This is a genomic window from Cupriavidus sp. SHE, from assembly GCF_000812445.1.
GTDB lineage: Bacteria > Pseudomonadota > Gammaproteobacteria > Burkholderiales > Burkholderiaceae > Cupriavidus > Cupriavidus metallidurans.
This window is the reverse complement of the sequence record NZ_JWMB01000001.1, coordinates 71,295-94,911: the sequence shown is the minus strand read 5'-3', so window position 1 is coordinate 94,911 and position 23,617 is coordinate 71,295. Positions and strand designations below refer to the sequence as shown.

Genomic DNA, 23,617 nt, shown 5'->3' with positions numbered 1-23,617 from the left:
TCGATCCGGTTGCGGTGCGCGGTGGCCACGGCCGCCTTCAGGAACGCCGTGTTGACGATCTGGAAGTAAGTGGTGGGCCCCTGCTGCGGATCGCTGAGGATCTGGTTCACCATTTCATAATCGCCGGCATAACCGAGCGGCTTGGTGAACGTACGATAGACGAACGGCGCGCGCAGCAGCAGCGGGTGCAGCGCGGCCTGCGCATAGGTGCGGTGGACCGGCGCCAGTTCGGGATCGACGCGTTGCGCCTCGTCCTCGAGCCAGTCCAGATAGACCTTCACCTTGCCCATCAGCGGCGTGGCCAATTCGTAGAACACGTCTTCGCGCAGGCGTCCTTCCCGCTTCGGCAGCGACTCGGTCAGGTCCACCTGCTCGACCCATCGGGAGACTTCCGAGAGATACGCGCGCATCTCGTTGACCACGATCTGGTAGTCGCGCCGGATGTTGAAACGTGTGTCCCAATCCTGCACGAACAGCTCGGCCTCGCGCGCCACCGATTTGGGCGCATCGTTGACGTCGGTGAGCTCGCGCCACTCGTCGATCAGCGTCAGGGACACCACCGCGGTCAGGCCGGTATTCACCAGACTCATGACCACGGCCTTGCCCAGGTACGCATTTTTCGCGCCCATGCGCACGCTCAGTTCGCTCAATACCTCGCTGACCTGAACGATGGAATAAGGATTGTAGATTTCCATCACCAGCGACTTGCGCTGGAGATTGATGATCGTGCCACGCACCTGCTCGCCCTGCGAGTTGCGGAAGCTAACTACCGGATCGATTTGGGTTTTGGAGTACACGGTATCGCGCCAGGGGAAATCCGAAAAACGCTGCGCACCGTGGCGCCAATGGGCACCGGCCGGGTACAGCTCAGGCAAGGGGCCTTGCGGCGGACAACCAACTCAGGGAATGCAGCCAATGCTCATAGCGATGCGCGTGACCTGTTGCGGGGACGGGTTCGATCGGCGCAGGCCGATGCGAACGCCGTCCCGGGGGTGGGACTGCGGCGAACCATTGTACTGTGGCTGCCCGAAACCGTACAACTGTGCACCTGCGGTATTTGAGTAGGGTATGCAATCCCCAAAAAAAATGAGCCAGCACACGGCTGGCTCATTCAGATGGGGCTGGAAATGTCCCCTTGTACGTTCATCGCTACTGCAGCAGGCTCAGTCCGCCTTGACGGCTTCCACCTGGATGGCAAGCTTCACGTCCTGCTTGAAGCCGTACTTGACGCCGTAGTCGATGCCGAAATCGGCGCGGTTGATCTGGGCCACGGCATCGGCGCCGCAGGCTTCACGCTTGAGCATCGGGTGCTGCATGCACTTGAACTCGCGGATTTCCAGCTTGACCGGCTTCGACACGCCGTGCAGCGTCAGCACGCCGTCGACTTCGGTCGGGACGTCGCCCTTGAACTTGGAGAACTTGCCCTTGTACGTGGCTTCCGGGAAGGCCTGCACGTCGAACATTTCGGGGCCCTTTGCGTGCTCGTTGAGCTTGCCGTTGCCGAAATCGATCGACGACGCGTCGATCTTGATATCCACGGAGCCCGTCTTGCCGGCGCGGTCCAGCGTCACGACGCCCGACGACTTCTCGAACTTGCCGCGCCACGTCGACAGACCGCCCATGTGGTCAGCCTCGAAGCTCGGGTAGGTGTGGGTCGGATCGATGTTGTACGTCGACGCATTGGCCAGTGCGGAACCGGCGGCGAGCGTGGCGGAGGCAGCCGCGACAGCGGCGAAAAGGGTGCGCATCTTCATATAAGGTCTCCCGTCTGGAGGTTGGATAGGAAGGTCTGATGAAACCGGCAAAAGGATGACTTCAGGTGAACCAGGCGGTCCGGGGACCGCTGGCGCCTCACCCCTTCTTGACCGGGGTAACGATACGGAACTTGATCTGCACGTCGTCGGCGACCACGGAAGTGTCCTTCCATTCGCCGTCGCCGATGTTGAACACTGTGCGCTTGATCGGCAGCACGCCTTCGAAGACCTGGCCGCCGGCGTCCTGCTTGTACGAGGCCGGCACCACCACGTCCACGGTCTTGCCCTTGATGGTCAGCTTGCCGGCAACGTCATACTTGCCCGCAGCGCCAGCCTTGATGCTGGTGGACTGGAACACGGCTTTCGGAAATTTCGCAGCGTCGAACCATTCGCGACCCTTGACCTCCTTGGTCGTTTCCGCGTCGCCGATCTCGAAGCTCGACACGTCGATCTCGACCTTGGCCGCCGACGTTGCCAGCTTGGCGGGATCGAAGTCGACCGTGGCGTCGAACTTCTTGAACTTGCCTTCCATCGGCACGCCGATCTGGCGAGCGGTTGCGGTGACCGAGCTCTTGGCGGTGTCGATTTGGGCCCAGCCGATATTGGCGGCCAGCCCGGCGGTGACCAGTGCGGCCGACACGAGCATCACGCCAGGGCGAGACATGCGTTTCATCTTTGACTCCAGTGCGAGTAGATGGATCAAGCGGTTAGCGCAGGAACGGGATCATGCGTCCGAGCGTGCCATCGCGGTCGATCACCTGGTGCTTGATCGCGGCGGCTGCGTGGACGACGACGATCGCCGCCATCAGGTAATTCAGCCAGATATGGGCAAACTTCAGGATCGGCTTGAGCGTGTCGCTGGCCTCGATCAGCGGCGGCAGCTTCCACAGGCCCAGGTACACCACGGGCACGCCCGCCGAAGAGCTGTAGAGATAGCCCGTAATCGGCACGATCAGGATCAGCAGGTACAGCAAATGATGCGCACCAGCAGCAGCCTTGGCCTGCCAGGCCGGCGTGCCGGGCGCCACGGGCGGCGCGGCATGGGTGGCGCGCCAGATCACGCGCAGCACGGCCACGATGAAGATCGTCACGCCGATCCACTTGTGCCACGAGAACAACTTCAGCTTGGTCGGCGTCAGGCCGGGAATCCCGGTCATATAGAGGCCCAGGCCGAACGCGGCGAAGATGCCGAAGGCGATCAGCCAGTGCAGACCGATGGCGGTGGCTGTGTATCCGGCGGGCCGGCCGGCCGGAATGGAGCCTTTGGAACTCATGTCTATCAATCCCTTCGTTGATGCATTCGTTGTGCGCGCGACGTGAATGTTGCAGATCCGGCCAGTCCCGTCGCAGCGAATCCTCGCATTATTGGGGCCCGCCCATTAGCTGGGAACGGCCGAACTTCATTAAGTTGTTCAAATCATTTGAAGCGACCAGATGTCGCACCCGCCGCAATGCCGGTGATCGTAACCCGTCATCCGGGTCACATGTGCCGGCAATTGACCGCGCGGCGGTAATTTCTGCCCCAACCCTGACGGCTGACAAGAACAAAAAGGGCTGGCACCAGGCCAGCCCTTTTTGTTTCTTAACGCGTCTCAGGCGTCAGATGCGATTCGCCAGTTCCACGGCGCGGCCGATGTAGCTGGCGGGCGTCATCGCCAGCAGCAGCGCCTTGGCATCGTCGGGAATCGCCAGACCCTGCACGAACGTCTGGAGCGCCTCGCGCGAGATGCCCTTGCCGCGGGTCAGCTCCTTCAATTGCTCGTACGGATTGGGCACGCCAAAGCGGCGCATCACGGTCTGCACCGGCTCCGCCAGCACTTCCCAGCAGTTGTCGAGGTCTTCGTTGAGGCGTTCGGGGTTGGTTTCCAGCTTGCCCAGGCCGCGCAGGCAGGCCTCGTAAGCCAGCAGGCTGTAACCGAAGGCCACGCCCATGTTGCGCAGCACGGTCGAATCGGTCAGGTCACGCTGCCAGCGGGACACAGGCAGCTTCTCGGACAGGTGGCGCAGCACGGCGTTGGCCAGGCCGACATTGCCCTCCGAGTTCTCGAAGTCGATCGGGTTGACCTTGTGCGGCATGGTCGACGAGCCGATCTCGCCAGCCTTGGTCTTCTGCTTGAAGTAGCCCACCGAGATATAGCCCCAGACGTCGCGGTTCAGGTCCAGCAGGATCGTGTTGGCGCGGGCGACGGCATCGAACAGCTCGGCCATGTAGTCGTGCGGTTCGATCTGGATCGTGTACGGGTTGAACGTCAGGCCCAGGCGTGTCTCGATCACCTGCTTCGAGAACGACTCCCAGTCGAACGTCGGATAGGCGGACAGGTGCGCGTTGTAGTTACCGACGGCGCCGTTCATCTTGCCGAGCAGTTCCACGCGCTCCACACGCTCGATGGCGCGGGCCAGACGCGCGGCCACGTTGGCCATTTCCTTGCCGAGCGTGGTCGGGCTGGCCGGCTGGCCGTGCGTACGCGACAGCATCGGCTGGGCGGCGTTCAGCTTTGCCAGCTCGACCAGACGCGCATGCACGCGCTTGAGCGCCGGCACGATCACGCCGTCGCGGGCGCCCTTGAGCATCATGCCGTGCGACGTGTTGTTGATGTCTTCGGACGTGCAGGCGAAGTGAATGAACTCGCTGGCGGCCTCGAGCTCCGCGTTGCCCTTGACCTGCTCCTTGAGCCAGTACTCGACGGCCTTCACGTCGTGGTTCGTGACGGCCTCGATTTCCTTGATCCGGGCGGCGTCGGCCTCGGTGAAATTTTCCACCAGCGACAGCAGCTTTGCCTCCGATGCGGCCGAGAACTTCGGCACGTCCGGCAGGCCGGCCTGGGCCAGCGCGATCAGCCAGTTGACCTCCACCTTGACGCGGTTGCGCATGAAGGCCGCCTCGGACAGCCACTCGCGCAATGCATCGGCTTTGGCGGCATAGCGGCCATCGATGGGAGACAGGGCGGTAAGCGGCGAAAGGGAAGACGTGGACATGCTGGCAACCAGAAGTAAGGGAGGTATGGGCGCGTTCCGCACATGGCGGGTGCGGGGGGCGAGGCACGTGCGAAGCGATCAATGCGCCGCACGGCGCGATTTGTGCGATCACCGGGCAACGTTGGTGTGCACGGGGCCGCGGAAAGCGTAACGCGCGATTTTATCATCGGACCATGGCGCTGTGCTGCACGCCATGACCAATGTCCCGCCATCCGTGCGCCAGGCCGCATTGGTGGCGCATCCGGCGCCCGGCGCGGGTATACTCGCGCTCGCTCATCCATTAGCCTGTTATGAAGTGCATCGGGCAAGCGGCCCGTCTGCCAGCGTGGAAATCCGCCTGCCAAGGAGCGCCGATGCACTTCATAACAAGCTCAAGGGGAGAACATGAAGCTGTATGCGTCCCAAACCAGTCCGTACGCGCGGAAAGTGCGCGTGGTGCTGGCGGAGAAGAAAATTGACTACGAGATGATCGAGGAGAACGTCTGGTCGCCAGACACCACGATCGGTCGGTTCAATCCGCTCGGCAAGGTGCCCTGCCTGGTCATGGAGGACGGCGGCGCGGTCTTCGATTCGCGCGTGATCGCCGAGTATGCCGACACGCTCTCGCCAGTCAGCCGCCTGATTCCGCAGGGCAGCCGTGAGAGGCTGGAAGTCCGCTGCTGGGAAGCCCTGGCCGATGGCCTGCTGGACGCCGCACTGCTGGCGCGCCTGGAGGTCACGCAGCGCAAGGAAAGCGAACGCAGCGAAAGCTGGGTGCAGCGCCAGCGCAGCAAGATCGACGCCGCGCTGACGGCGATGTCGACCGGCCTGGCCGACAAGACCTGGTGCACCGGCACCCATTACACGCTGGCCGACGTGGCCGTTGGCTGCGCGCTGGCCTACCTGGACTTCCGTTTCCCGGACATCGCATGGCGCGACCGCCATCCGAATCTGGTGGCGTTCCAGGAGAAGATCGAAAAGCGCCAGTCGTTTATCGACACCGAGCCCCCGCGAGGCTGATCGCCCTCACACGGCTGTCTACGTGTGATCTTGCACGGCGCTTCACACCAGGTGTGACGCGCCGTGTTGCATTCCGGTGCCGCCCAATCTGCCGGCACCCTTCCCGCCTTACTGGATAATCCCGCCACCCAGGCAGACATCCCCGTCATACAGCACGGCCGACTGCCCCGGCGTCACCGCCCACTGCGGCTCCGCGAACGACAGCTTCAACGCATCGCCTTCGGCTGCCACCACTGTGCAAGGGGCATCGCTCTGTCGATACCGCGTCTTGGCGGCCATCGTGGCACCCGCCGCTGGCGGCCCGCCGGCCACCCACGACAGATCCGCAGCGTTCAGTTCCGACGTCAGCAGCCACGGATGGTCGTGGCCCTGCACCACGTAGAGCGTGTTGCTGGCCATGTCCTTGCGCGCCACGTACCAGGCATCGCCACTACCATCACGGCTGCCACCCAGGCCGATGCCCTTGCGCTGGCCCAGCGTGTAGAACGCCAGGCCGATGTGTTCGCCCACCACCTTGCCTTCGGGTGTCTTCATCGGGCCCGGTTGGGTCGGCAGGTAGCGGTTCAGGAAGTCGCGGAACGGACGTTCACCGATAAAGCAGATACCGGTGGAGTCCTTCTTCTTCGCGTTCGGCAGGCCGATTTCCGCGGCGATTTCGCGCACGCGTGTCTTCGGGATCTCGCCTAGCGGGAACAGCGTGCGCGAGAGCTGTGCCTGGTTCAGGCGGTGCAGGAAGTAGCTCTGGTCCTTGGTGTGATCGAACGCCTTGAGCAATTCGAACTTGCCGTTGGCCGCCTGCCGCACGCGCGCGTAGTGGCCCGTGGCAATCGTATCGGCGCCCAGCGACATCGCGTGATCGAGGAAGGCCTTGAACTTGATCTCGGCGTTGCACAGCACGTCCGGATTCGGCGTGCGGCCAGCAGAGTATTCGCGCAGGAAATCGGCGAACACGCGGTCCTTGTACTCGGCGGCGAAGTTGACGGCTTCCACGTCCACGCCGATCACGTCGGCCACGGACGCCACGTCGAGCCAGTCCTGGCGCGTCGAGCAGTATTCGCTGTCGTCATCGTCTTCCCAGTTCTTCATGAACAAGCCGATGACTTCATAACCCTGCTGCTTCAGCAACCATGCGGTGACCGACGAATCGACGCCACCGGACAAGCCCACCACCACTCGCTTGCCGCTCATGATGCCGCTCCTGCCTGCGCCGGCGGATTCGTCGGTGCGGCGGTGTCGCCCGGCGCGATCGACGCGGCCACGGTGCTCGGATGCGTATGGATCATGTCGAGCGCGAAGCGCTTGCCGGCCAGGTAGTCGTCGACGCAAGCCATCAGCAGCGGCGAGCGATGGCGCTCGGGGCAGCCACGCAGTTCCTCGGCGGTCATCCACACGGTACGGACGATGCCGGTATCCAGCTGGCGCCCGGCATCGAGTGTGCCGATATCGCCGGTAAAGGCGAAGCGGATATAGGTGGTGTCGCCCTGATCGCGCGACGAACGGCCGCGGCTCGTGTAGACGCCCAGCAGCGCGCGCGGTTCGAACGAATGCGCGGTTTCCTCGAGCGTTTCGCGCACGACGGCGCGAATCAGGCTCTCGCCCGCTTCCAGATGGCCGGCGGGCTGGTTCAGACGCAGACCATCCGCGGTTTCCTCTTCCACCAGCAGGAAGCGGCCACCCCGTTCGATAACGGCGGCTACCGTGACGCTGGCATTCCAATCACGTGACATGGTGCACATTTTTTAAGCAATCCGGCATTTTACCGGTTGCCGTGCGAACGTGCATCGCGCGATGGTTCTTTCGGGCCACCTCGGCCCAAGCGCCCGCCAGTTTCCCCCGCAGGTCAGCGCCCGCTCAGGCGGCTTCCCGCGCGACGACAGGCGGCAGCAGCGCAATCGCCGCGTCGAGCCTCGCCACAAGTGACTTCGACGCCGGCATCAGCGGTCGACGCACCTCCGGACGCGCCAGACCACACAGCGCCAGCGCCGCCTTCACAGGGGCTGGGTTGGGCTCGTCGAACAGCATTCCGATCAGCGGCGACAGTTGCCGGAACAGCGCGCGCGCCGCTTCCTCGCGCCCCGTGCGGGCAAGTTGAATCAGCCGCACGAACAGATCAGGCCGGATATGGGCCGAGGCCGGCACGATTCCCGCGCCACCGCGCAGCAGATGGTCGAGCATGGCAGCGTCGTCGCCACAGAACACGTCAAGACGATCCTGCCCTGCCAGCGCGCGCATCCCCGCCGCATCGCACTCCTTGAGCGCCACGATCTGCGGATGCGCGGCCAAACGCCACGTGAGGTCAGGCGAGATCGTGCAGCCCGTGCGTTTCGGCACGTTGTACAACATCAGCGGTCTGGCCGTATGACTGGCGACGCTGCGCATATGCCACGCGATCCCTTCATCGGACACGCGCAGGTAGTACGGCGGCGGCACGAGATAGCCAGCAAGATCAAGCCGCTCGAGCCGACGCACCTGCTCGCAGACCACATGGGTTGCCACACCACCAACCCCGGCGATCACGGGCACGGTGCCTTGCACGGCCTCGAGTGTGGCGGCGGCGACCTGAAGGCGTTCCACGTCGGTCAGCAGGCCACCCTCCCCGGTCGTGCCGAGCACGATCAAACCGTCGACGCCAGCATCCGCGTAGTGCGCGGCAAGCCGCTGCACACCGTCGAAATCGACCTGGCCGTGGTGCAGCGGCGTGACCATCGGCAGCCATAGCCCATCGACGATGCGCGGGCGAGCGAACTCAATGCGTGGCATGGTCGTCTCCGAGCATCGTCGTCACGCCAAACTCGGCGGCGGGCAGCGCGGCCATGATGGCGTGCATGGCTGCCTCGCGGTCTTCGCGCCCCACCTCCACGTGCAGCGTGGTCTCGCCGTGGCGATGATCCACCTCCACCACATAGACGCGCGCAAGATTGCCGATAGCACGATGCAATGTCTGGCGCAGCATGAAGACCTGCGCCGATGACACAGCAAGCCGCAGGCGAATCCACTGCACGTTCGAAGCGATCCGGCGTCGGGGCACCGACGCATAGGCCACGGCGAGATTCGAAGACTGTCGCATGTCGCGATGATCCGCGTCTGGCGGACCGTCTGTTGAACATGACATCCATGCTAGGGATAGCGATCTCAATTTGGCGCAGCATTCCGCGAGCGGGTCATCAACATCGCGTAAAGATGATGGGCTCAAAACGTCTTGGTGATCGACGCCCACGCCGCTGCCTTGCCGAGATATCGCCCACGATTGGCGCTGGTGTAGAACGATGCCTTCGCGTTGGTATCCACATAGGCCACCGCCAGCGAGAAGCCCTTGCCCAGGTCCTTGGTCAGACCGAGTTTCCAGTCCGTGTACGACGCATCGCTGTGATGGGCCACGCCCTGGTAGCCCACGTGCGCATTGAACGTGAGACCCCAGACGTTTAGCGGCACATTCGCCGACAGGTCAACGTAGTAACTGTTCTTGCTGTCGTCAATACCGAACAGATTGGTCACCGCATGCGAGTACTTCAGGAACACCGGGCCATAGCCGATGCCTGCGTACACCTCGGTGGTGTACGGGCGCGTAGTGGTGTACCCACCTGGGTAGTAGTACTCCAGCACGCCGACGTCGTAGTTGAACTCGAGGTCCGACAGCTTGAAGGTGTTCCTGAAGCCACCGTAGAAATCCATTTCCACGGGCGATGACACCGACGAATCGGCATCCTCGAGCCAACTGATGCTCGAGTTCCAGTTGCCGACGTAGAAGCCGCTGGCGTGGGAATAGTCGAATCCGCCCTGGATGGCCGGGCGCAGATTGGTCTGGCTGATGCCGCGATAGCGGTAGTCGGATACCAGCGACACATTGGCCGTGAACGTATGGGGCGTGGAAGGTTCGGCCACGGGCGCAGAGGCTTCCTGCGCAAAGGCCGACGAAAACGGCATGGCGAACAGCACGGCAGCGGCCAGTCCCGCCGGCGCCGAAGTGAGCAGACGTGTTGCGATCATGAGGAATCAGTTGTGCGTTTGGAGAGACGCCTCGAAAGAGACGTGGACGCCACGATACGCAGCCGCGCGTCAAATCGGCATCAAGAATGGGCAGGCCACTGAAGCAAATCCATCAAGGTGAATTGCGAAGCAATCGCCGCTCGATGAAAGAAGTCATTTCATGAGGCGCAAGAATGAGTCTCTGTGACGCCACAAATCCCCGACCGGCTAGTCACCACCGAATGTAAGTTTCGGGTAAGCTGCGCAAAAAATGGTGCGCCGCACGCGGTACACCAAGGGCGAGGACGTCTGCCCGACCAATCAGATACGACGCCATCAAAAGGAGAAATGGACGATGCATATCGGCATCCCGCTCGAGACGCGGGCAGGTGAGGCGCGAGTCGCCGCCACCCCGGAGACCGTCAAGAAGTACGTTGCGCAGGGCCATCAGGTAACGGTGCAAGCCGGCGCCGGTGTCCGCGCCAGTATTCCCGACGCAGCGTTCGAAGCGGCAGGCGCGCGCATCGGCTCCGCGGCCGACGCGCTCGGCGCGGAACTCCTGCTGAAGGTCCGCGCGCCGGACGATGCCGAACGTGCCCAGATCAAGCCGGGTGCCGTGCTGGTCGGCATGCTCAATCCCTTCGATATCGAAAACAACGCGCGTATGGCCAGCGCCGCGATCACGGCGTTCGCGCTCGAAGCCGCGCCGCGTACCACGCGCGCGCAGAGCATGGACGTGCTGTCTTCGCAGGCCAACATCGCCGGCTACAAGGCCGTGCTGGAGGCCGCGCACCACTACCAGCGCTTCATGCCGATGCTGATGACGGCAGCGGGCACGGTCAAGGCCGCGCGCGTGCTGATCCTCGGCGCTGGCGTGGCGGGCCTGCAGGCCATCGCCACGGCCAAGCGACTGGGCGCCGTGATCGAAGCCTCCGATGTGCGCCCCGCCGTGAAGGAGCAGATCGAATCGCTCGGCGCGAAATTCCTCGACGTGCCGTTCCTGACTGACGAAGAGCGCGAGATCGCGCAAGGCGTGGGCGGCTATGCCCGCCCGATGCCCGCCGACTGGATGCGGCGCCAGGCCGAACTGGTGCACCAGCGCGCCACGCAGGCCGACATCGTCATCACCACCGCGCTGATCCCGGGCCGCCGCGCGCCGGTGCTGCTGCAGGAAGAGACCGTCAAGCAGATGAAGCCCGGCTCGGTCGTCGTCGACCTCGCCGCGGCACAGGGCGGCAACTGCCCGCTGACCGTCGCCGACGAAGTGGTCGAGCGCCACGGCGTCACCCTGATCGGTCACACGAACCTTGCCGGCATGGTTGCCGCCGATGCGTCCGCGCTGTACGCGCGCAACGTGCTGGACTTCCTCAAGCTGATCATCGACAAGGATGCCCGCTATACGCTGAATCTCGAGGACGACATCGTTGCCGCCTGCCTGATGTGCAAGGACGGCCAGGTCATCCGCGAGGCAGCCTGATCCGACACCGGCGCCAGGCCATCACGCCCTGACGCCGGTCCGCCGATGACCTTGCAGCAGCGCGGGGAGCCATCCGCACTGCAACCCGCCATCGGCGGACCCAGATCTCGCAGCCTCGATCCGACGCAACGCGAAGCGAAGCGCATCAGCAAGTATTCAAAAGCAACGGAGGAGAAGTCGATGGAGATGGTTAACCACACGGTGATCAACCTGATCATCTTTGTGCTGGCGATCTACGTGGGATACCACGTGGTCTGGACGGTGACGCCCGCGCTGCACACCCCGCTCATGGCCGTGACCAATGCGATCTCGGCCATCATCATCGTCGGCGCCATGCTGGCGGCCGGCCTCACCGAAGGCGGCGTAGGCCGCGTCATGGGCACGGTGGCCGTGGCACTGGCCGCGGTGAACGTGTTCGGTGGCTTCCTGGTGACCCAGCGCATGCTGGAGATGTTCAAGAAGAAGGAACCGAAGGCGAAGGCTGACAACAAGGGAGGTGCGTGATGGAAGCCATCAGCATGAACCTTGTGACACTGCTGTACCTGGTGGCATCGGTCTGCTTCATCCAGGCGCTGAAGGGCCTCTCTCACCCGGCATCGGCCCGCAAGGGCAATGCGTTCGGCATGATCGGCATGGCCATCGCCGTGGTGACCACGCTGGCGCTGATCGTCAAGATCAAGCACGAGTTCCTGGCGGTAGGTGCGGCGCAGTCGTCGGTTGGCACGGGTCTGGCGCTGATCTTCGGCGCGCTGGTGGTCGGCGGCGGCATCGGCGCCTATGTGGCGAAGAAGGTCGAAATGACCAAGATGCCCGAGCTGGTGGCCGCGATGCACTCGCTGATCGGTCTGGCCGCCGTGTTCATCGCCGTGGCCGCCGTGGCGGAGCCTGCCGCGTTCGGCATCACGCCGGCTGGCTCGCACCTGATTCCGCTCGGCAACCGCATCGAACTGTTCATCGGCTGCTTCGTCGGCGCTATTACGTTCTCAGGTTCGGTGATCGCATTCGGCAAGCTGTCGGGCCGCTACAAGTTCCGCCTTTTCCAGGGCGCGCCGGTGGTGTTCCCGGGCCAGCACTGGCTGAACCTGCTGCTGGCCATCGGCATGATCGGCTTCGGCGTGATCTTCTTCCTGTCGCAGTCGTGGCTGCCGTTCCTGATCATGCTGGCCATCGCGTTCGTGCTCGGCGTGCTGATCATCATTCCGATCGGCGGCGCCGACATGCCCGTGGTGGTGTCGATGCTGAACTCGTACTCGGGCTGGGCAGCGGCCGGCATCGGCTTCTCGCTGAACAACCCGATGCTGATCATCGCGGGTTCGCTGGTGGGCTCATCCGGCGCGATCCTCTCGTACATCATGTGCAAGGCGATGAACCGCTCGTTCTTCAACGTGATCCTGGGCGGCTTCGGCGCGGATGCATCGGCCGGCGCAACGGCGGGCGCGCAGGCGCAGCGCAATGTGAAGTCCGGATCGGCGGATGACGCGGCCTTCGTGATGAGCAATGCGGAAACCGTGATCATCGTGCCCGGCTACGGCCTGGCCGTGGCCCGTGCCCAGCATGCGCTTAAAGAATTGACCGAGAAGCTGACCGAGCACGGTGTGACGGTGAAGTATGCGATCCACCCCGTGGCGGGCCGGATGCCAGGTCACATGAACGTGCTGCTGGCCGAAGCCGAGGTGCCGTACGACCAGGTCTTCGAGATGGAGGACATCAACAGCGAGTTCGGCCAGGCCGACGTGGTGCTGGTGCTAGGCGCCAACGACGTGGTCAATCCGGCCGCCAAAACCGATCCGAAATCGCCCATCGCCGGGATGCCGATCCTGGAGGCGTACAAGGCCAAGACGATCATTGTGAACAAGCGTTCGATGGCAGCCGGCTACGCAGGTCTGGACAACGAACTGTTCTACATGGACAAGACGATGATGGTGTTTGGCGATGCCAAGAAGGTGGTCGAGGACATGTTCAAGGCGGTCGACTAATCTACCGTTAAGGTTCCGAGCGGCGGCAGGTCCGCGAAGTGAATAAAACAACTCGCAGACCTGAAATCAACGAAATCGAACGAGTGCGGCCGGCAACCAACGCCGGCCGTTTCGTTTTCCGGATTTCGATTCCTGCGCGCGGGTTCGGCGCTATACTCGCCTAGCCCCGGCCTCCCACGCAGACCATCCACCGCCGACGGCAGATTTGATCGCACCATGACATTCAGTTCGCATGACAGGAATCTGTCGGTCTTCCATCACCCCGTGCTAACGGTGCTGGTGGACGACAGCAAATCGTTCATCGACAGCCTGGCGTTCCAGATGGATGCGTCCCGCGCGGTGGTCAGCTTCACCGACCCGCGCGAGGCACTCGCGTGGATTCGAGAAGCGTATGCCACACGGCACCCGGCGTTCCTGCCGGTGCACGTCACCCATGATGACCTGACTTTCCTGTCCGAGCGCCGCACGGTGCAGCTCGACGTCGATCGCATTCATCGCCAGATTCACGATGTGAAGCGCTTCCTGCAGCCCGGCGTGATCGTGGTCGACTACTCGATGCCGCAGATGGACGGTCTCGAGTTCTGCCAGGCACTGGAAGGCCTGCCCTGCAAGACCATCCTGCTAACCGGCACGGCCGACGAAAGCATCGCTGTGCAGGGCTTCAACCACGGATTGATCGACCGCTACGTAAAGAAGCACGATCCGAATATGGTGGCGCGGCTCAACGAGGAAATCGATGCACTCCAGCAGCAGTACTTCGCTTCGATCTCGCGCACGCTGCGCGACCTGCTGACCCGCCATTCGTACTCGTTCCTGTCCGACCCGGCGATGGCCGACCGCGTGCGCCAGACGGCCGCGCGTTATGGCTTTGTCGAGTACTACCTGTATCCGAATCCGGTGGGCATGCTGCTGCTGACCGCCCAGGGTCATGCCACGCTGATGGTGATCGAAACGCGCGCGGGGCTGATGAGCCAGGTGGAATCCGCAGAGGCCTACGAGGCGCCGGCCGCGCTGATCGAAGGGCTGCGCGAGGGTCGCATCGTGCCGTTCTTCTGGCCCGGCAACGGCATGTACACGCCGGCCTGCGTGGACTGGGAACAGTACTGCCTGCCCGCCGAGCGTTGTGAAGGTCACGAAGAGTACTTCTACGCGCTGTTCGATCTGCCCCGCCACATGCTGCAGGAACCCGTGGTCAGCCTGCAGAGCTTTCTGGCGGAATTCACGCGGAATCCGGAATTGATGACGGGGCGGAACAAGCGCGACTGATTCGACAACATTGGAAGCACCAATTGTTGTCGCCCCTCCCCCACACGCGGGAGAGAGGCGTAGAGCCAACGCTCAATCCTTCTTCTGTTCCCGATTCCCGCCCCGCACCATATCGAACCGGAACAACCTGCATTCGATATTGCCGTTGTAGAGCGGCGTGCGGCGCGATTCTTTCAGGCGTAGTCGCTTCGGCATCGTCAGATCGCCAGTGAATACCCACGCCTGCCAGCCCGAGAAACTCTGCTTCAGCGTCGTCGCAAACGCCGCGGCAAACTGGTTGGCGGCGGCTTCCTCTGCCTCGTCGCGCGGCGCGTCCTCCATGGCGCCCCGGCGATCGCCACGCACGGCAATCCGTTCGCCGTAGGGCGGGTTCATCAGCATCAGTCCTGCATCGGCAAAAGGCGGCTGGACGAAGCGCGCATCCACCTGCTTCAGTTGCACATCGCCCGGCAGGCCGGCGCGTTGCCAGTTGGCCTGGGTCATCGACAGCATGTCCGTGGAAATATCCGACCCGGCGATCTCCAGATTCGTGGCGCGGCCGGCAGCCTGCTCACGCGCGCGCTGTGCATCGGCGCGCAGCGCCTGCCATGCCTTGGTGTCGCAGCCCTTCAGCCACTCGAACGCAAACGTGCGAGCGGCGCCCGGCGCGAGGCCCAGCGCCACCTGCGCGGCCTCGACGAGGAACGTGCCACTGCCGCACATCGGATCGAAGAACGGACGATCGGTCTGACCCGCCGTCCAGCCGGCCAGGCGCAGAATGCCGGCGGCCAGGTTCTCCTTGAGCGGCGCCTCGCCCTTTTCCATGCGCCAGCCGCGCTTGAACAGCGGCTCGCCTGTGGTATCGAGATAGACGGTGCAATCGGTTTCGGTCAGGTGCGCGTAGATACGGACATCCGGGCTCACCGTATCGACGCTGGGACGCGCGCCCAGTCGCTCGCGCATTGCGTCGCAGACGCCGTCCTTGACGCGCAGCGCCGTGAAATTCAGGCTGCGCAGCGGCGACTTGTGCGCCGTGACATCGACACGCAGCGTCTCGTCCGGCGAGAACCACTGTTCCCAGCGCTGCTGACGCACCAGCGAGTAGATGTCGTCCTCGTGCCGGTAGCCACGCTGCGCCACGCGCAGCAGCACACGGCTGGCGATGCGCGAGTGGAGGTTGACGGCATAGGCGGCCGCCATCTCCCCCGAGAACGTCACACCGCCCGGCACCTCCCGATGCACTTCGAACGGCGCGGCGGCCACCACGGCCGGATACCGCGCGATTTCGCGTAGTTCCTCGGCAAGGGCGGGTTCCAGGCCGCGCGGGCAAGGAACAAAGAAGGCTTGGGTCATGGCGTGAAAATCCTGCAAACAAAAACGTCCGCCATGGCGGACGGAAGGTATCGGTGACCGTCCCCCGATCAGCCCGCCGCGAGCGCGCGGTCGAGGAAATCGAGTCGGTCCTGGCCCCAGTACGGCTGGCCGTCATAAACGAACCACGGCGCGCCGAACACGTTGGCGGAGATAGCGTCCTGGGTGTTCTGCGCATACGCGGCCTGCACCGCCTGCCCCTCGCTGGCCTTGAGCAGGCTCGCGCCGTCGAGACCGCATTCCTCGGCGATCAGCGACAGCGTGGCGGCATCGGCGATATTGCGCTGGTCGGCCCACACCGCGCGCGAGATCGCGCCGGTCAGTTCCAGCGCGCGCGCCGTGCCGTTGGCCAGTTGGGCGGCGATGATCAGGCGTGCCGCGGCATCGCCTGAAACCGGGAAGAATGTGGGGTGCAGGTTGAGCGGGATGCCGAGGAACTTGCTCCAGCGTTCCAGTTCGACCAGCCGGTAAGCCTGACGCTGCGGCGGGCGCTGCGCCAGTGGCAGGCCGCCCGACACCGCGAACACCTTGCCGATATCGCAGGGCTTCAGTAGCACCTGGGCCTTGTGACGGTTGGCAATCTCGACAAAGCGCGCGTGTCCCAGATAGACAAACGGGGAAGGCGGCGCCAGAAAATACTCGACCTGCTTGCTCATCACGACCTCACGGTAGAACGGATTGGAACGTCAGCTTAAAACGGCTTTACGACAACCAGGATGACAACCGCCAGCAATACCAGCACCGGCAGTTCGTTGAACCAACGGTAGAAGGTGTGCGAGCGCGTGTTGACGCCGCGTTCGAACTTGCGCAGCAGCACGCCGCAGCCGTGGTGGTAACCGATCAGCACCAGCACCAGCGCCAGCTTGGCATGCATCCACCCCTGCCCCGCGCCACGGCCAATGCCATAGCCCAGGAACAGCCAGAGGCCGAATACGATGGCCGGAACGGCCAGCATCGTCATGAAACGGAACAGCTTGCGCGCCATCAGCAGCAGGCGTTTTACGCTGGCCGCATCGGTCTCCATCGCCAGATTGACGAAGATGCGCGGCAGGTAGAACAACCCTGCGAACCACGAAGTCACGAACAGGATATGGAACGCCTTGACCCAGAGCATGTGCTGATCCGCCTCCGGTTACGTACGAATCTCGCCGTGACCGAACACGACGTACTTGAGCGAGGTCAGCCCTTCCAGGCCCACCGGGCCGCGAGCGTGGAGCTTGTCGTTGGAGATGCCGATCTCCGCACCGAGGCCGTACTCGAAGCCGTCGGCAAAGCGCGTCGAGGCATTGATCATCACGCTGGCCGAATCGACTTCACGCAGGAAACGCATCCCGGTGGTGTAGTTCTCGGTGATGATCGAATCGGTATGCGCCGACCCGTAGGTGTTGATGTGCGCGATGGCGGCGTCCAGTCCGTCCACCGTGCGGATCGCCAGCACCGGCGCCAGGTACTCGAGACGCCAGTCCTCTTCGGTGGCGTCGACCAGGCCCGAGAAGCCGGCGGCTTCCAGCGTGGCGCGCGTTGCCGGGCAGACGCGCAACTCGACACCCTTTTCCTGGTAGATACGGCACAGCGGCGGCAGCGCCTTCGCAGCGATCTGGCGCGACACGAGCAGCGTTTCCATCGTGTTGCACGGCGCGTAGCGCTGCGTCTTGGCGTTGTCGCACACGCGCACGGCCTTTTCCAGGTCGGCGTCGTCATCGATATAGACGTGGCAGATGCCGTCCAGGTGCTTGATCATCGGCACGCGCGCTTCTTCCATCAAGCGGGCGATCAGGCTCTTGCCGCCGCGCGGCACGATCACGTCGACATACTCGGTCATCGTGATCAGGCGACCAACCGCGGCGCGATCCGTGGTTTCGATCACCTGCACGGCTTCGGAGGGCAGCCCCGCCGCGGCCAGCCCCTCGGCCACGAGCACGGCCAGGGCCGTATTCGATTCGATCGCCTCGGAGCCGCCACGCAGAATCGTGGCGTTGCCCGACTTCAGGCACAGCGCCGCCGCATCGATGGTCACGTTCGGACGCGATTCGTAAATGATGCCGATCACGCCGAGCGGCACGCGCATCTGGCCCACCTGAATGCCGGTGGGACGGAACTTCATGTTCGAGATCTCGCCGATCGGGTCCGCCAGCGCGGCAATCTGCTCGAGGCCGGCTGCCATCGTGGCGATCGCCTTGTCCGACAGTGTCAGGCGATCAATGAAGGCGGCGTCCTGGCCGTTGGTGCGGGCGCGTTCGACGTCGCGGGCGTTGACGGCCTTGAGCTTGTCCGCATCGCGGCGGATGGCCGCGGCAATCGTCAGCAGCGCGCGGTTCTTGTCGGCCGTGGAAGCACGCGCCATGGCGCGCGATGCCGCGCGGGCCTGCTGGCCAACGCGGGTCATGTAAGCGTGGAGATCGAACTCGGTCATGATGGTGTCCGGGCCTGTGCCCGGTCTGCTATGAGTGCCGCGATGTCGATGCGCCGGCGCGGCTGCCGGCGATTGTTCTGGTTCGGTGGTCCGGTCACCTGTCCGGACCCTGGGGGCCCGGAGGCCTCATGCAGGTCTGGCGATCATCAGCGCAAGCTGCATCAGGCCGTCCCATGGCTCGGCTGGTAACGCACCGGCCGCTCCGCCGGCGCCTGGCAGGTCGGACAGGCCCTTGACCTGCCGGTCCAGCCGCGCGGCCATGGCGAGCACGGCTTCCAGTTGCGGCATCGACAGCCGTTGCGCGGCCTGTGGTACGAGCCGCTCGCGCGGGCCCCAGACGCGCAGTTCGCGCATCAGCACGCCCGCCGGCTTGCCGCCCGCCAAGCCTTGCCGGACCTTGGATAATACGCGAATTTCCTCGGTCAGCGCCCACAGCACCAGCACCGTAGCCTCGCCCTCGCCACGCAGCCCTTCGAGCATACGCACCAGGCGCGGCACGTCGCCGCCGAGCATGGCTTCGGACAGTTTGAACACGTCGTAGCGGGCCACGTTCAGCACCGCGTCCTGAACCTGGTCGAAGGTCAGCGCGCCGGGCGGATAAAGCAGGCCGAGCTTCTGGATTTCCTGATGCGCGGCCAGCAGGTTGCCCTCGACCTTTTCGGCGATGAACTGCAGCGCGCGCCGCCCCGGCTCGCCCGGCTCCACCCGCTGCTGCTGCAGGCCGAGTCGTTCGCCCACCCAGGCAGGCAGCCGTGTGCGGTCCACGGCATCGACCTTGATCGACACCCCCGCCGACTCCAATGCCTGGAACCAGGCCGATTTCGTCGTGGCGAAATCCAGGCGCGGCAGCGTGACCAGCATCACCACATCGGGCGACGGCTGGGCGGCCACGGCGCGCAACGCCTCGCCGCCGTCCTTGCCCGGCTTGCCCGATGGAATACGCAACTCGACGATCTTGCGGTCGCCGAACAGCGACATCGACTGCTGGGCCTCGATGACCTGGCCCCACTGGAAGCCACGTTCGGCCACCAGCACGTCGCGTTCGGAGAAACCGGCCTCGCGCGCAGCGCGGCGCAGGCGATCTACCGCCTCCAGCACCAGCAGGTGCTCGTCGCCGTGAACGACGTAAAGCGGCGCCAGGCCCTTGGCCTGCGCCTGCCTCAGATGTGCCTCGAGTCCGTCGAGCTTGAGCTGCATTGTCGCCCTATGTTTCCTGTGTCGGCCTGAGTCGCGCCGATACCCGGCGCGTCAGATCGTCTTGACCGAGGCCAGCCGGCGCATGAGCTGATTCACAACATCGCGCTGCATGTCGCGATAGAGCTGCTGCTCTTCGTAGTCCTTGGCCAGCGTGTTGGCTTCGTTGTACGTCAGGTCGCGCGTCAGCAGCAGCGTCGACGGCGGGATCAGCTCCTTGCCACTGGCATCGCGCAAGCGGAAGGTAAAGCGGTAGGTCAGACGGTATTCCCGCACCACACCCTCGGTGGTAATCGAGAGGATCGACTTGGCCCGCGTATCGGCCAGCACGTCGAGCAGTGCGTCCGCTTCCTTCGGGTCGGTAACGATCTGCGTGTCCGAGCCATTGCGGATGTTGCGGCGCAAATCCGCACCCATCAGCGAATTCGCGGGAATGCCGATGTAGAGCCGCTTGAACGCGAAATCGGCGTTACCGCGCATATGGAAGCCGCAGCCACCCAGCAATGCCGCCGCCGCTGCCGCGGCGCCGATGGCGAAGAAACCGCGGCGTCCCATGTTCGGTCGATCCATTCGTTATCCCTGTCTGCTGATTCCAGTCCGCGTGCTTCAGAGCACGACGTTGACGAGACGGCCCGGCACCACCACGATCTTCTTCGGTGCGGCACCGGCGGCGAACTTGGCCACGATCTCGCTGGCGGCCGCGGTGGCCTCGATCGCGGCGCGGTCAGCATCGGCCGGCACCGTCAGGCTGCCACGCACCTTGCCGTTGACCTGCAGCACCAGTTCGATCTCGCTGCGCACCAGCGCGGCTTCGTCGACTTGCGGCCATGCGGCGTCGAGAATGTCGACCGTCTCAGCGGCGTAGCCGAGTTCCTGCCACAGCCCGTGGGCGATATGCGGCACCACCGGGTACAGCACGCGCAGCAGCACGCTGAAGCCTTCACGGCGCCCGGCCGGCGAAGCGGTCTTCGCATCTTCCAGCGCGTTCAGCATCTTCATCGTGGCGGACACCACGGTGTTGTACTGGATGCGCTCGTAATCGTAGTTGGCCTGCTTGAGCACGGTGTGGATCTCGCGGCGCAGCGCAGCATCATCGGCCGTGGGTGCGGTGCCGGCGCCATCGCGGATCGCCTGGGCGTTCGCGTAGCCGTAGTTCCACACACGGCGCAGGAAGCGCGACGCGCCCTCCACGCCCGAACCGCTCCATTCGAGCTGCTGCTCGGGCGGCGCGGCGAACATCACGAACAGGCGTGCGGTATCGGCGCCGTACTGGTCGATCAGCGCCTGCGGGTCGATGCCGTTGTTCTTCGACTTCGACATCTTCTCGATGCCGCCAATCACCACCGGCTGACCGTCAGCCTTCGCCGTGGCGCCAGCCGGGCGGCCACGCTCGTCGGTCTGCACGTCCACATCGGCCGGGTTGTACCAGGTCTTCTTGCCGGAGGCGTCCTCGCGGTAGAACGTCTCGTTGAGCACCATACCCTGCGTGAGCAGGTTCGTGAACGGCTCGTCGAACTTGACCAGGCCCATGTCACGCATGACCTTGGTCCAGAAGCGTGCGTACAACAGGTGCAGAATCGCGTGTTCGATGCCGCCGATGTACTGGTCCATCGGCATCCAGTAATCGTTGCGCGCATCGACCATCGTGCCAGCGTCGGGGCACGTATAGCGCATGTAATACCAGCACGAGTCGATGAACGTATCCATCGTATCGGTCTCGCGGCGCGCCGGCTTGCCGCACGACGGGCAGGTGCACTCCAGGAAACGCGGGTCCTTGGCCAGCGGGTTGCCCGTGCCGTCCGGCACGAGGTCCTCGGGCAGCACCACCGGCAGATCCTTCTCCGGCACCGGCACCACACCGCAGCTGTCGCAGTGGATCAGCGGAATCGGCGTGCCCCAGTAACGCTGGCGCGAGATGCCCCAGTCGCGCAGGCGCCAGGTCACCTTCTTCTCGCCCAGGCCCTTGGCGGCCAGATCGGCGGCGATGGCGTCGACGGCGGCCTTGTAGCCGAGACCGTCGTACTTGCCGCTATGGATGCAGAGGCCGTGTTCCTTGTCGCCGTACCACTCGAGCCACGCGTCGGTCGAATAGGCCTGACCCTTGACGTCGATGACCTGCTTGATCGGCAGGTTGTACTTGAGCGCGAACGCGAAGTCGCGCTCGTCATGCGCCGGCACGCCCATCACGGCGCCGTCGCCATAGGTCATCAGCACGTAGTTGCCGACCCAGACGTCGACCTGTTCGCCGGTCAGCGGGTGCGTGACCTTGAGGCCGGTCGGCATCCCCTTCTTCTCCATGGTCGCCATATCGGCTTCCATGACGGAACCGTGCTTGCATTCCTCGATGAACGCGGCCAGCGCCGGGTTGCTTTCGGCGGCGTGCGTGGCCAGCGGATGCTCGGCGGCCACGGCGCAGAACGTCACGCCCATGATCGTGTCGGCACGCGTGGTGAACACGTAGAGCTTGCCGTCGTTGATCAGCTTGCCATCCGCGCCCTTGATCTCATGCGGGAAGGCGAATCGCACACCTTCACTGCGGCCGATCCAGTTCTGCTGCATGATCTTGACGCGCTCGGGCCAGCCGAGGCCTTCGAGGTCGCCAAGCAATTCCTGCGCGTAATCGGTGATGCGCAGGTAGTACATCGGGATTTCACGCTTTTCGACCACCGCGCCCGAACGCCAGCCACGGCCGTCGATAACCTGCTCGTTGGCCAGCACGGTCTGGTCCACCGGATCCCAGTTCACGGTACCGGTCTTGCGATAGGCGATGCCCTTTTCCAGCATCTTCAGGAACAGCCACTGGTTCCAGCGGTAGTACTCGGGGCTGCAGGTCGCCACTTCGCGCGACCAGTCGATCGCCAGGCCCATCGACTGCATCTGCTTCTTCATGTAAGCGATGTTGTCGTAGGTCCAGGCGGCCGGTGCCACGCCGTTGTTCAGCGCGGCGTTCTCCGCCGGCATCCCGAACGCATCCCAGCCCATCGGCATCAGCACGTTACGGCCGTTCATGCGCAGGTAGCGCGCCATCACGTCGTTGATCGTGTAGTTGCGCACGTGGCCCATGTGGAGCTTGCCCGACGGGTAGGGCAGCATCGAGCAGGCGTAGAACTTGGACTTTTCCTTGCCGTCGGGCCCGACCGCGTGCTCCGACACCTTGTAGGCATCGATCGCTTGCCAGTGCTGCTGGGCGGCTTGTTCAACGGCGGACGGAAGATATTTGTCTTGCATGGTCGGGACGACGGTCTGGGCAGCGGTCCGCGGGCGACTGGCGCGCCGGGCGACCGGGGGGGATCGGAAATGCGAAAGAGACGATTATAACCGTGGCGTATGTCCGCCACGGCTCGCACGGAAAGGCTGGAACGGCCCGCCTCTGGGCCGCGCCGGGCGTGCTTGCGGGCTTACTTCAGGCCCAGCACATCCTGCATGTCAAACATGCCGCTCGGCTTGTCGGCCAGGAAACGCGCCGCACGCACCGCACCATCGGCATACGACTGACGGCTGGACGACTTGTGGCTGATCTCGATGCGCTCGCCGATGCCGGCGAACATCACCGTGTGATCGCCGACGATATCGCCGCCACGGACCGTCGCGAAGCCAATCGACTTCGCGTCACGCGGGCCGGTATGGCCTTCGCGCGCGTAGACCGCGCATTCGTCGAGATCGCGGCCGATGGCCTTGGCGACCACTTCGCCCATCGCTAGCGCCGTGCCCGACGGCGCGTCGACCTTGTGGCGATGGTGCGCTTCGATGATCTCGATGTCGTAGCCCGTGGAAAGCAGCTTGGCCGCCACTTCCAGCAGCTTGAACGTGGCATTGACGCCGACGCTCATATTCGCGGCAAACACCACGCCGATCGACTTGGCGGCATCGGCCAGTGCCTGCTTGCCGGCGGCATCGAAACCGGTGGTACCGATCACCATCTTCTTGCCCAGGCGCTTGGCCACCGCCAGGTGCGCCAGCGTGCCCTCGGGGCGGGTGAAATCAATCAGGCAGTCGGCGGCCGAGAACACGGCCTCGATGTCAGAGGAGATCTTGATGCCCGTCTCGCGGCCCAGAAACAGCCCGGCATCCTGGCCCAGCGCCGCAGCACCCGGCACGTCGAGCGCGCCAGCCAGCGTCACGCCGTCGGTATTGAGCACCGTTTCGATCAACATGCGACCCATGCGGCCGGAAGCCCCTGCAATGGCGATTTTCATGATTGGGTATGTCGGAATGAAAACCGTCCGGCATTCGACCGGACGGCTTG

General features: G+C 64.3%; 22 protein-coding genes and 1 pseudogene. 5 read left to right on the top strand and 18 right to left on the bottom strand.

The features are described 5' to 3' along the window. The 5 genes and pseudogenes from RN01_RS00445 to purB all read right to left on the bottom strand — a co-directional run. Positions 1-797 (bottom strand): annotated as a pseudogene (locus RN01_RS00445) (SAM-dependent methyltransferase); the annotation flags it as partial. Between the two features lie 366 nt (positions 798-1,163). Then, positions 1,164-1,754, bottom strand: a complete 591-nt coding sequence (locus RN01_RS00440; RefSeq protein ID WP_017515481.1) for a YceI family protein — start codon at positions 1,752-1,754, stop codon at positions 1,164-1,166. A 97-nt stretch (positions 1,755-1,851) separates the two neighbouring features. Next, on the bottom strand, positions 1,852-2,427 hold the full coding sequence (locus RN01_RS00435) for a YceI family protein (RefSeq protein WP_008641904.1): 576 nt from the start codon (positions 2,425-2,427) through the stop codon (positions 1,852-1,854). A 34-nt stretch (positions 2,428-2,461) separates the two neighbouring features. After that, positions 2,462-3,028, bottom strand: a complete 567-nt coding sequence (locus RN01_RS00430) for a cytochrome b (RefSeq protein ID WP_011517494.1) — start codon at positions 3,026-3,028, stop codon at positions 2,462-2,464. A 325-nt stretch (positions 3,029-3,353) separates the two neighbouring features. After that, positions 3,354-4,730 (bottom strand): adenylosuccinate lyase, encoded by a 1,377-nt coding sequence (gene purB, locus RN01_RS00425; protein WP_008641901.1) that lies wholly within the window; start codon positions 4,728-4,730, stop codon positions 3,354-3,356. A gap of 384 nt (positions 4,731-5,114) precedes the next feature. Here purB and RN01_RS00420 point away from each other — a divergent pair, with 384 nt between their 5' ends. After that, positions 5,115-5,729: a glutathione S-transferase gene (locus tag RN01_RS00420; protein ID WP_011517495.1), complete on the top strand. Its 615-nt coding sequence runs from the start codon at positions 5,115-5,117 to the stop codon at positions 5,727-5,729. A 108-nt stretch (positions 5,730-5,837) separates the two neighbouring features. Here the strand turns inward: RN01_RS00420 and mnmA are convergent, their stop codons facing one another. The 5 genes from mnmA to RN01_RS00395 form a co-directional block, all read right to left on the bottom strand. After that, on the bottom strand, positions 5,838-6,917 hold the full coding sequence (mnmA, locus tag RN01_RS00415) for a tRNA 2-thiouridine(34) synthase MnmA (RefSeq protein WP_017514257.1): 1,080 nt from the start codon (positions 6,915-6,917) through the stop codon (positions 5,838-5,840). After that, a complete protein-coding gene (locus RN01_RS00410) occupies positions 6,914-7,465 on the bottom strand; it encodes an NUDIX hydrolase (RefSeq protein ID WP_008641895.1) in 552 nt (183 codons plus the stop codon). Before RN01_RS00410 ends, mnmA begins: the two co-directional genes overlap by 4 nt. A gap of 115 nt (positions 7,466-7,580) precedes the next feature. Further along, entirely contained in the window at positions 7,581-8,489 is a 909-nt protein-coding gene (gene dapA / locus RN01_RS00405) for a 4-hydroxy-tetrahydrodipicolinate synthase (protein ID WP_017514256.1), read from the bottom strand. Further along, positions 8,476-8,796 carry a hypothetical protein gene (locus tag RN01_RS00400; RefSeq protein WP_008641891.1) on the bottom strand — a complete coding sequence of 107 codons (321 nt, stop codon included), beginning with the start codon at positions 8,794-8,796 and terminating at the stop codon, positions 8,476-8,478. The genes dapA and RN01_RS00400 overlap by 14 nt, the downstream gene beginning before the upstream one ends. Before the next feature lie 122 nt (positions 8,797-8,918). Continuing rightward, entirely contained in the window at positions 8,919-9,716 is a 798-nt protein-coding gene (locus tag RN01_RS00395; RefSeq protein WP_024570908.1) for a TorF family putative porin, read from the bottom strand. 334 nt (positions 9,717-10,050) lie between these two features. On the opposite strand from RN01_RS00395, the gene RN01_RS00390 reads away from it, so the two are divergent. From RN01_RS00390 to RN01_RS00375, 4 genes are all read left to right on the top strand, one after another. Beyond that, the gene (locus tag RN01_RS00390) at positions 10,051-11,172 is read left to right on the top strand and encodes a Re/Si-specific NAD(P)(+) transhydrogenase subunit alpha (protein ID WP_024570909.1); all 1,122 of its coding nucleotides are present in this window, start codon (positions 10,051-10,053) and stop codon (positions 11,170-11,172) included. Between the two features lie 180 nt (positions 11,173-11,352). Further along, positions 11,353-11,676: an NAD(P) transhydrogenase subunit alpha gene (locus RN01_RS00385; protein ID WP_008641884.1), complete on the top strand. Its 324-nt coding sequence runs from the start codon at positions 11,353-11,355 to the stop codon at positions 11,674-11,676. Beyond that, positions 11,676-13,148, top strand: coding sequence for an NAD(P)(+) transhydrogenase (Re/Si-specific) subunit beta (locus RN01_RS00380; protein WP_017513121.1), 1,473 nt, complete (start codon positions 11,676-11,678; stop codon positions 13,146-13,148). The genes RN01_RS00385 and RN01_RS00380 overlap by 1 nt, the downstream gene beginning before the upstream one ends. 216 nt (positions 13,149-13,364) lie before the next feature. After that, a complete protein-coding gene (locus RN01_RS00375; RefSeq protein ID WP_011517502.1) occupies positions 13,365-14,414 on the top strand; it encodes a two-component system response regulator in 1,050 nt (349 codons plus the stop codon). A 72-nt stretch (positions 14,415-14,486) separates the two neighbouring features. On the opposite strand, the gene RN01_RS00370 is transcribed toward RN01_RS00375, so the two are convergent. The 8 genes from RN01_RS00370 to dapB all read right to left on the bottom strand — a co-directional run bounded on the left by RN01_RS00370 (position 14,487) and on the right by dapB (position 23,567). Next, the gene (locus RN01_RS00370; protein ID WP_017513120.1) at positions 14,487-15,746 is read right to left on the bottom strand and encodes a class I SAM-dependent RNA methyltransferase; all 1,260 of its coding nucleotides are present in this window, start codon (positions 15,744-15,746) and stop codon (positions 14,487-14,489) included. A gap of 68 nt (positions 15,747-15,814) precedes the next feature. After that, entirely contained in the window at positions 15,815-16,420 is a 606-nt protein-coding gene (locus RN01_RS00365; protein WP_008641879.1) for a 2-hydroxychromene-2-carboxylate isomerase, read from the bottom strand. 35 nt (positions 16,421-16,455) lie between these two features. Further along, positions 16,456-16,878: a CopD family protein gene (locus RN01_RS00360; protein WP_017513119.1), complete on the bottom strand. Its 423-nt coding sequence runs from the start codon at positions 16,876-16,878 to the stop codon at positions 16,456-16,458. A gap of 18 nt (positions 16,879-16,896) precedes the next feature. After that, positions 16,897-18,177 carry a glutamate-5-semialdehyde dehydrogenase gene (locus RN01_RS00355; protein WP_017513118.1) on the bottom strand — a complete coding sequence of 427 codons (1,281 nt, stop codon included), beginning with the start codon at positions 18,175-18,177 and terminating at the stop codon, positions 16,897-16,899. 126 nt (positions 18,178-18,303) lie between these two features. Continuing rightward, the gene (gene holA / locus RN01_RS00350; RefSeq protein WP_017516032.1) at positions 18,304-19,374 is read right to left on the bottom strand and encodes a DNA polymerase III subunit delta; all 1,071 of its coding nucleotides are present in this window, start codon (positions 19,372-19,374) and stop codon (positions 18,304-18,306) included. Positions 19,375-19,425: 51 nt separating this feature from the next. Then, positions 19,426-19,941 (bottom strand): LPS assembly lipoprotein LptE, encoded by a 516-nt coding sequence (lptE, locus tag RN01_RS00345; RefSeq protein ID WP_008641875.1) that lies wholly within the window; start codon positions 19,939-19,941, stop codon positions 19,426-19,428. 36 nt (positions 19,942-19,977) lie between these two features. Continuing rightward, complete coding sequence (gene leuS, locus RN01_RS00340; RefSeq protein ID WP_017514837.1) at positions 19,978-22,599, bottom strand: leucine--tRNA ligase; 2,622 nt, start codon at positions 22,597-22,599, stop codon at positions 19,978-19,980. Positions 22,600-22,769: 170 nt separating this feature from the next. After that, positions 22,770-23,567, bottom strand: a complete 798-nt coding sequence (gene dapB / locus RN01_RS00335) for a 4-hydroxy-tetrahydrodipicolinate reductase (RefSeq protein WP_024570911.1) — start codon at positions 23,565-23,567, stop codon at positions 22,770-22,772. Between the last annotated feature and the right edge of the window lie 50 nt (positions 23,568-23,617).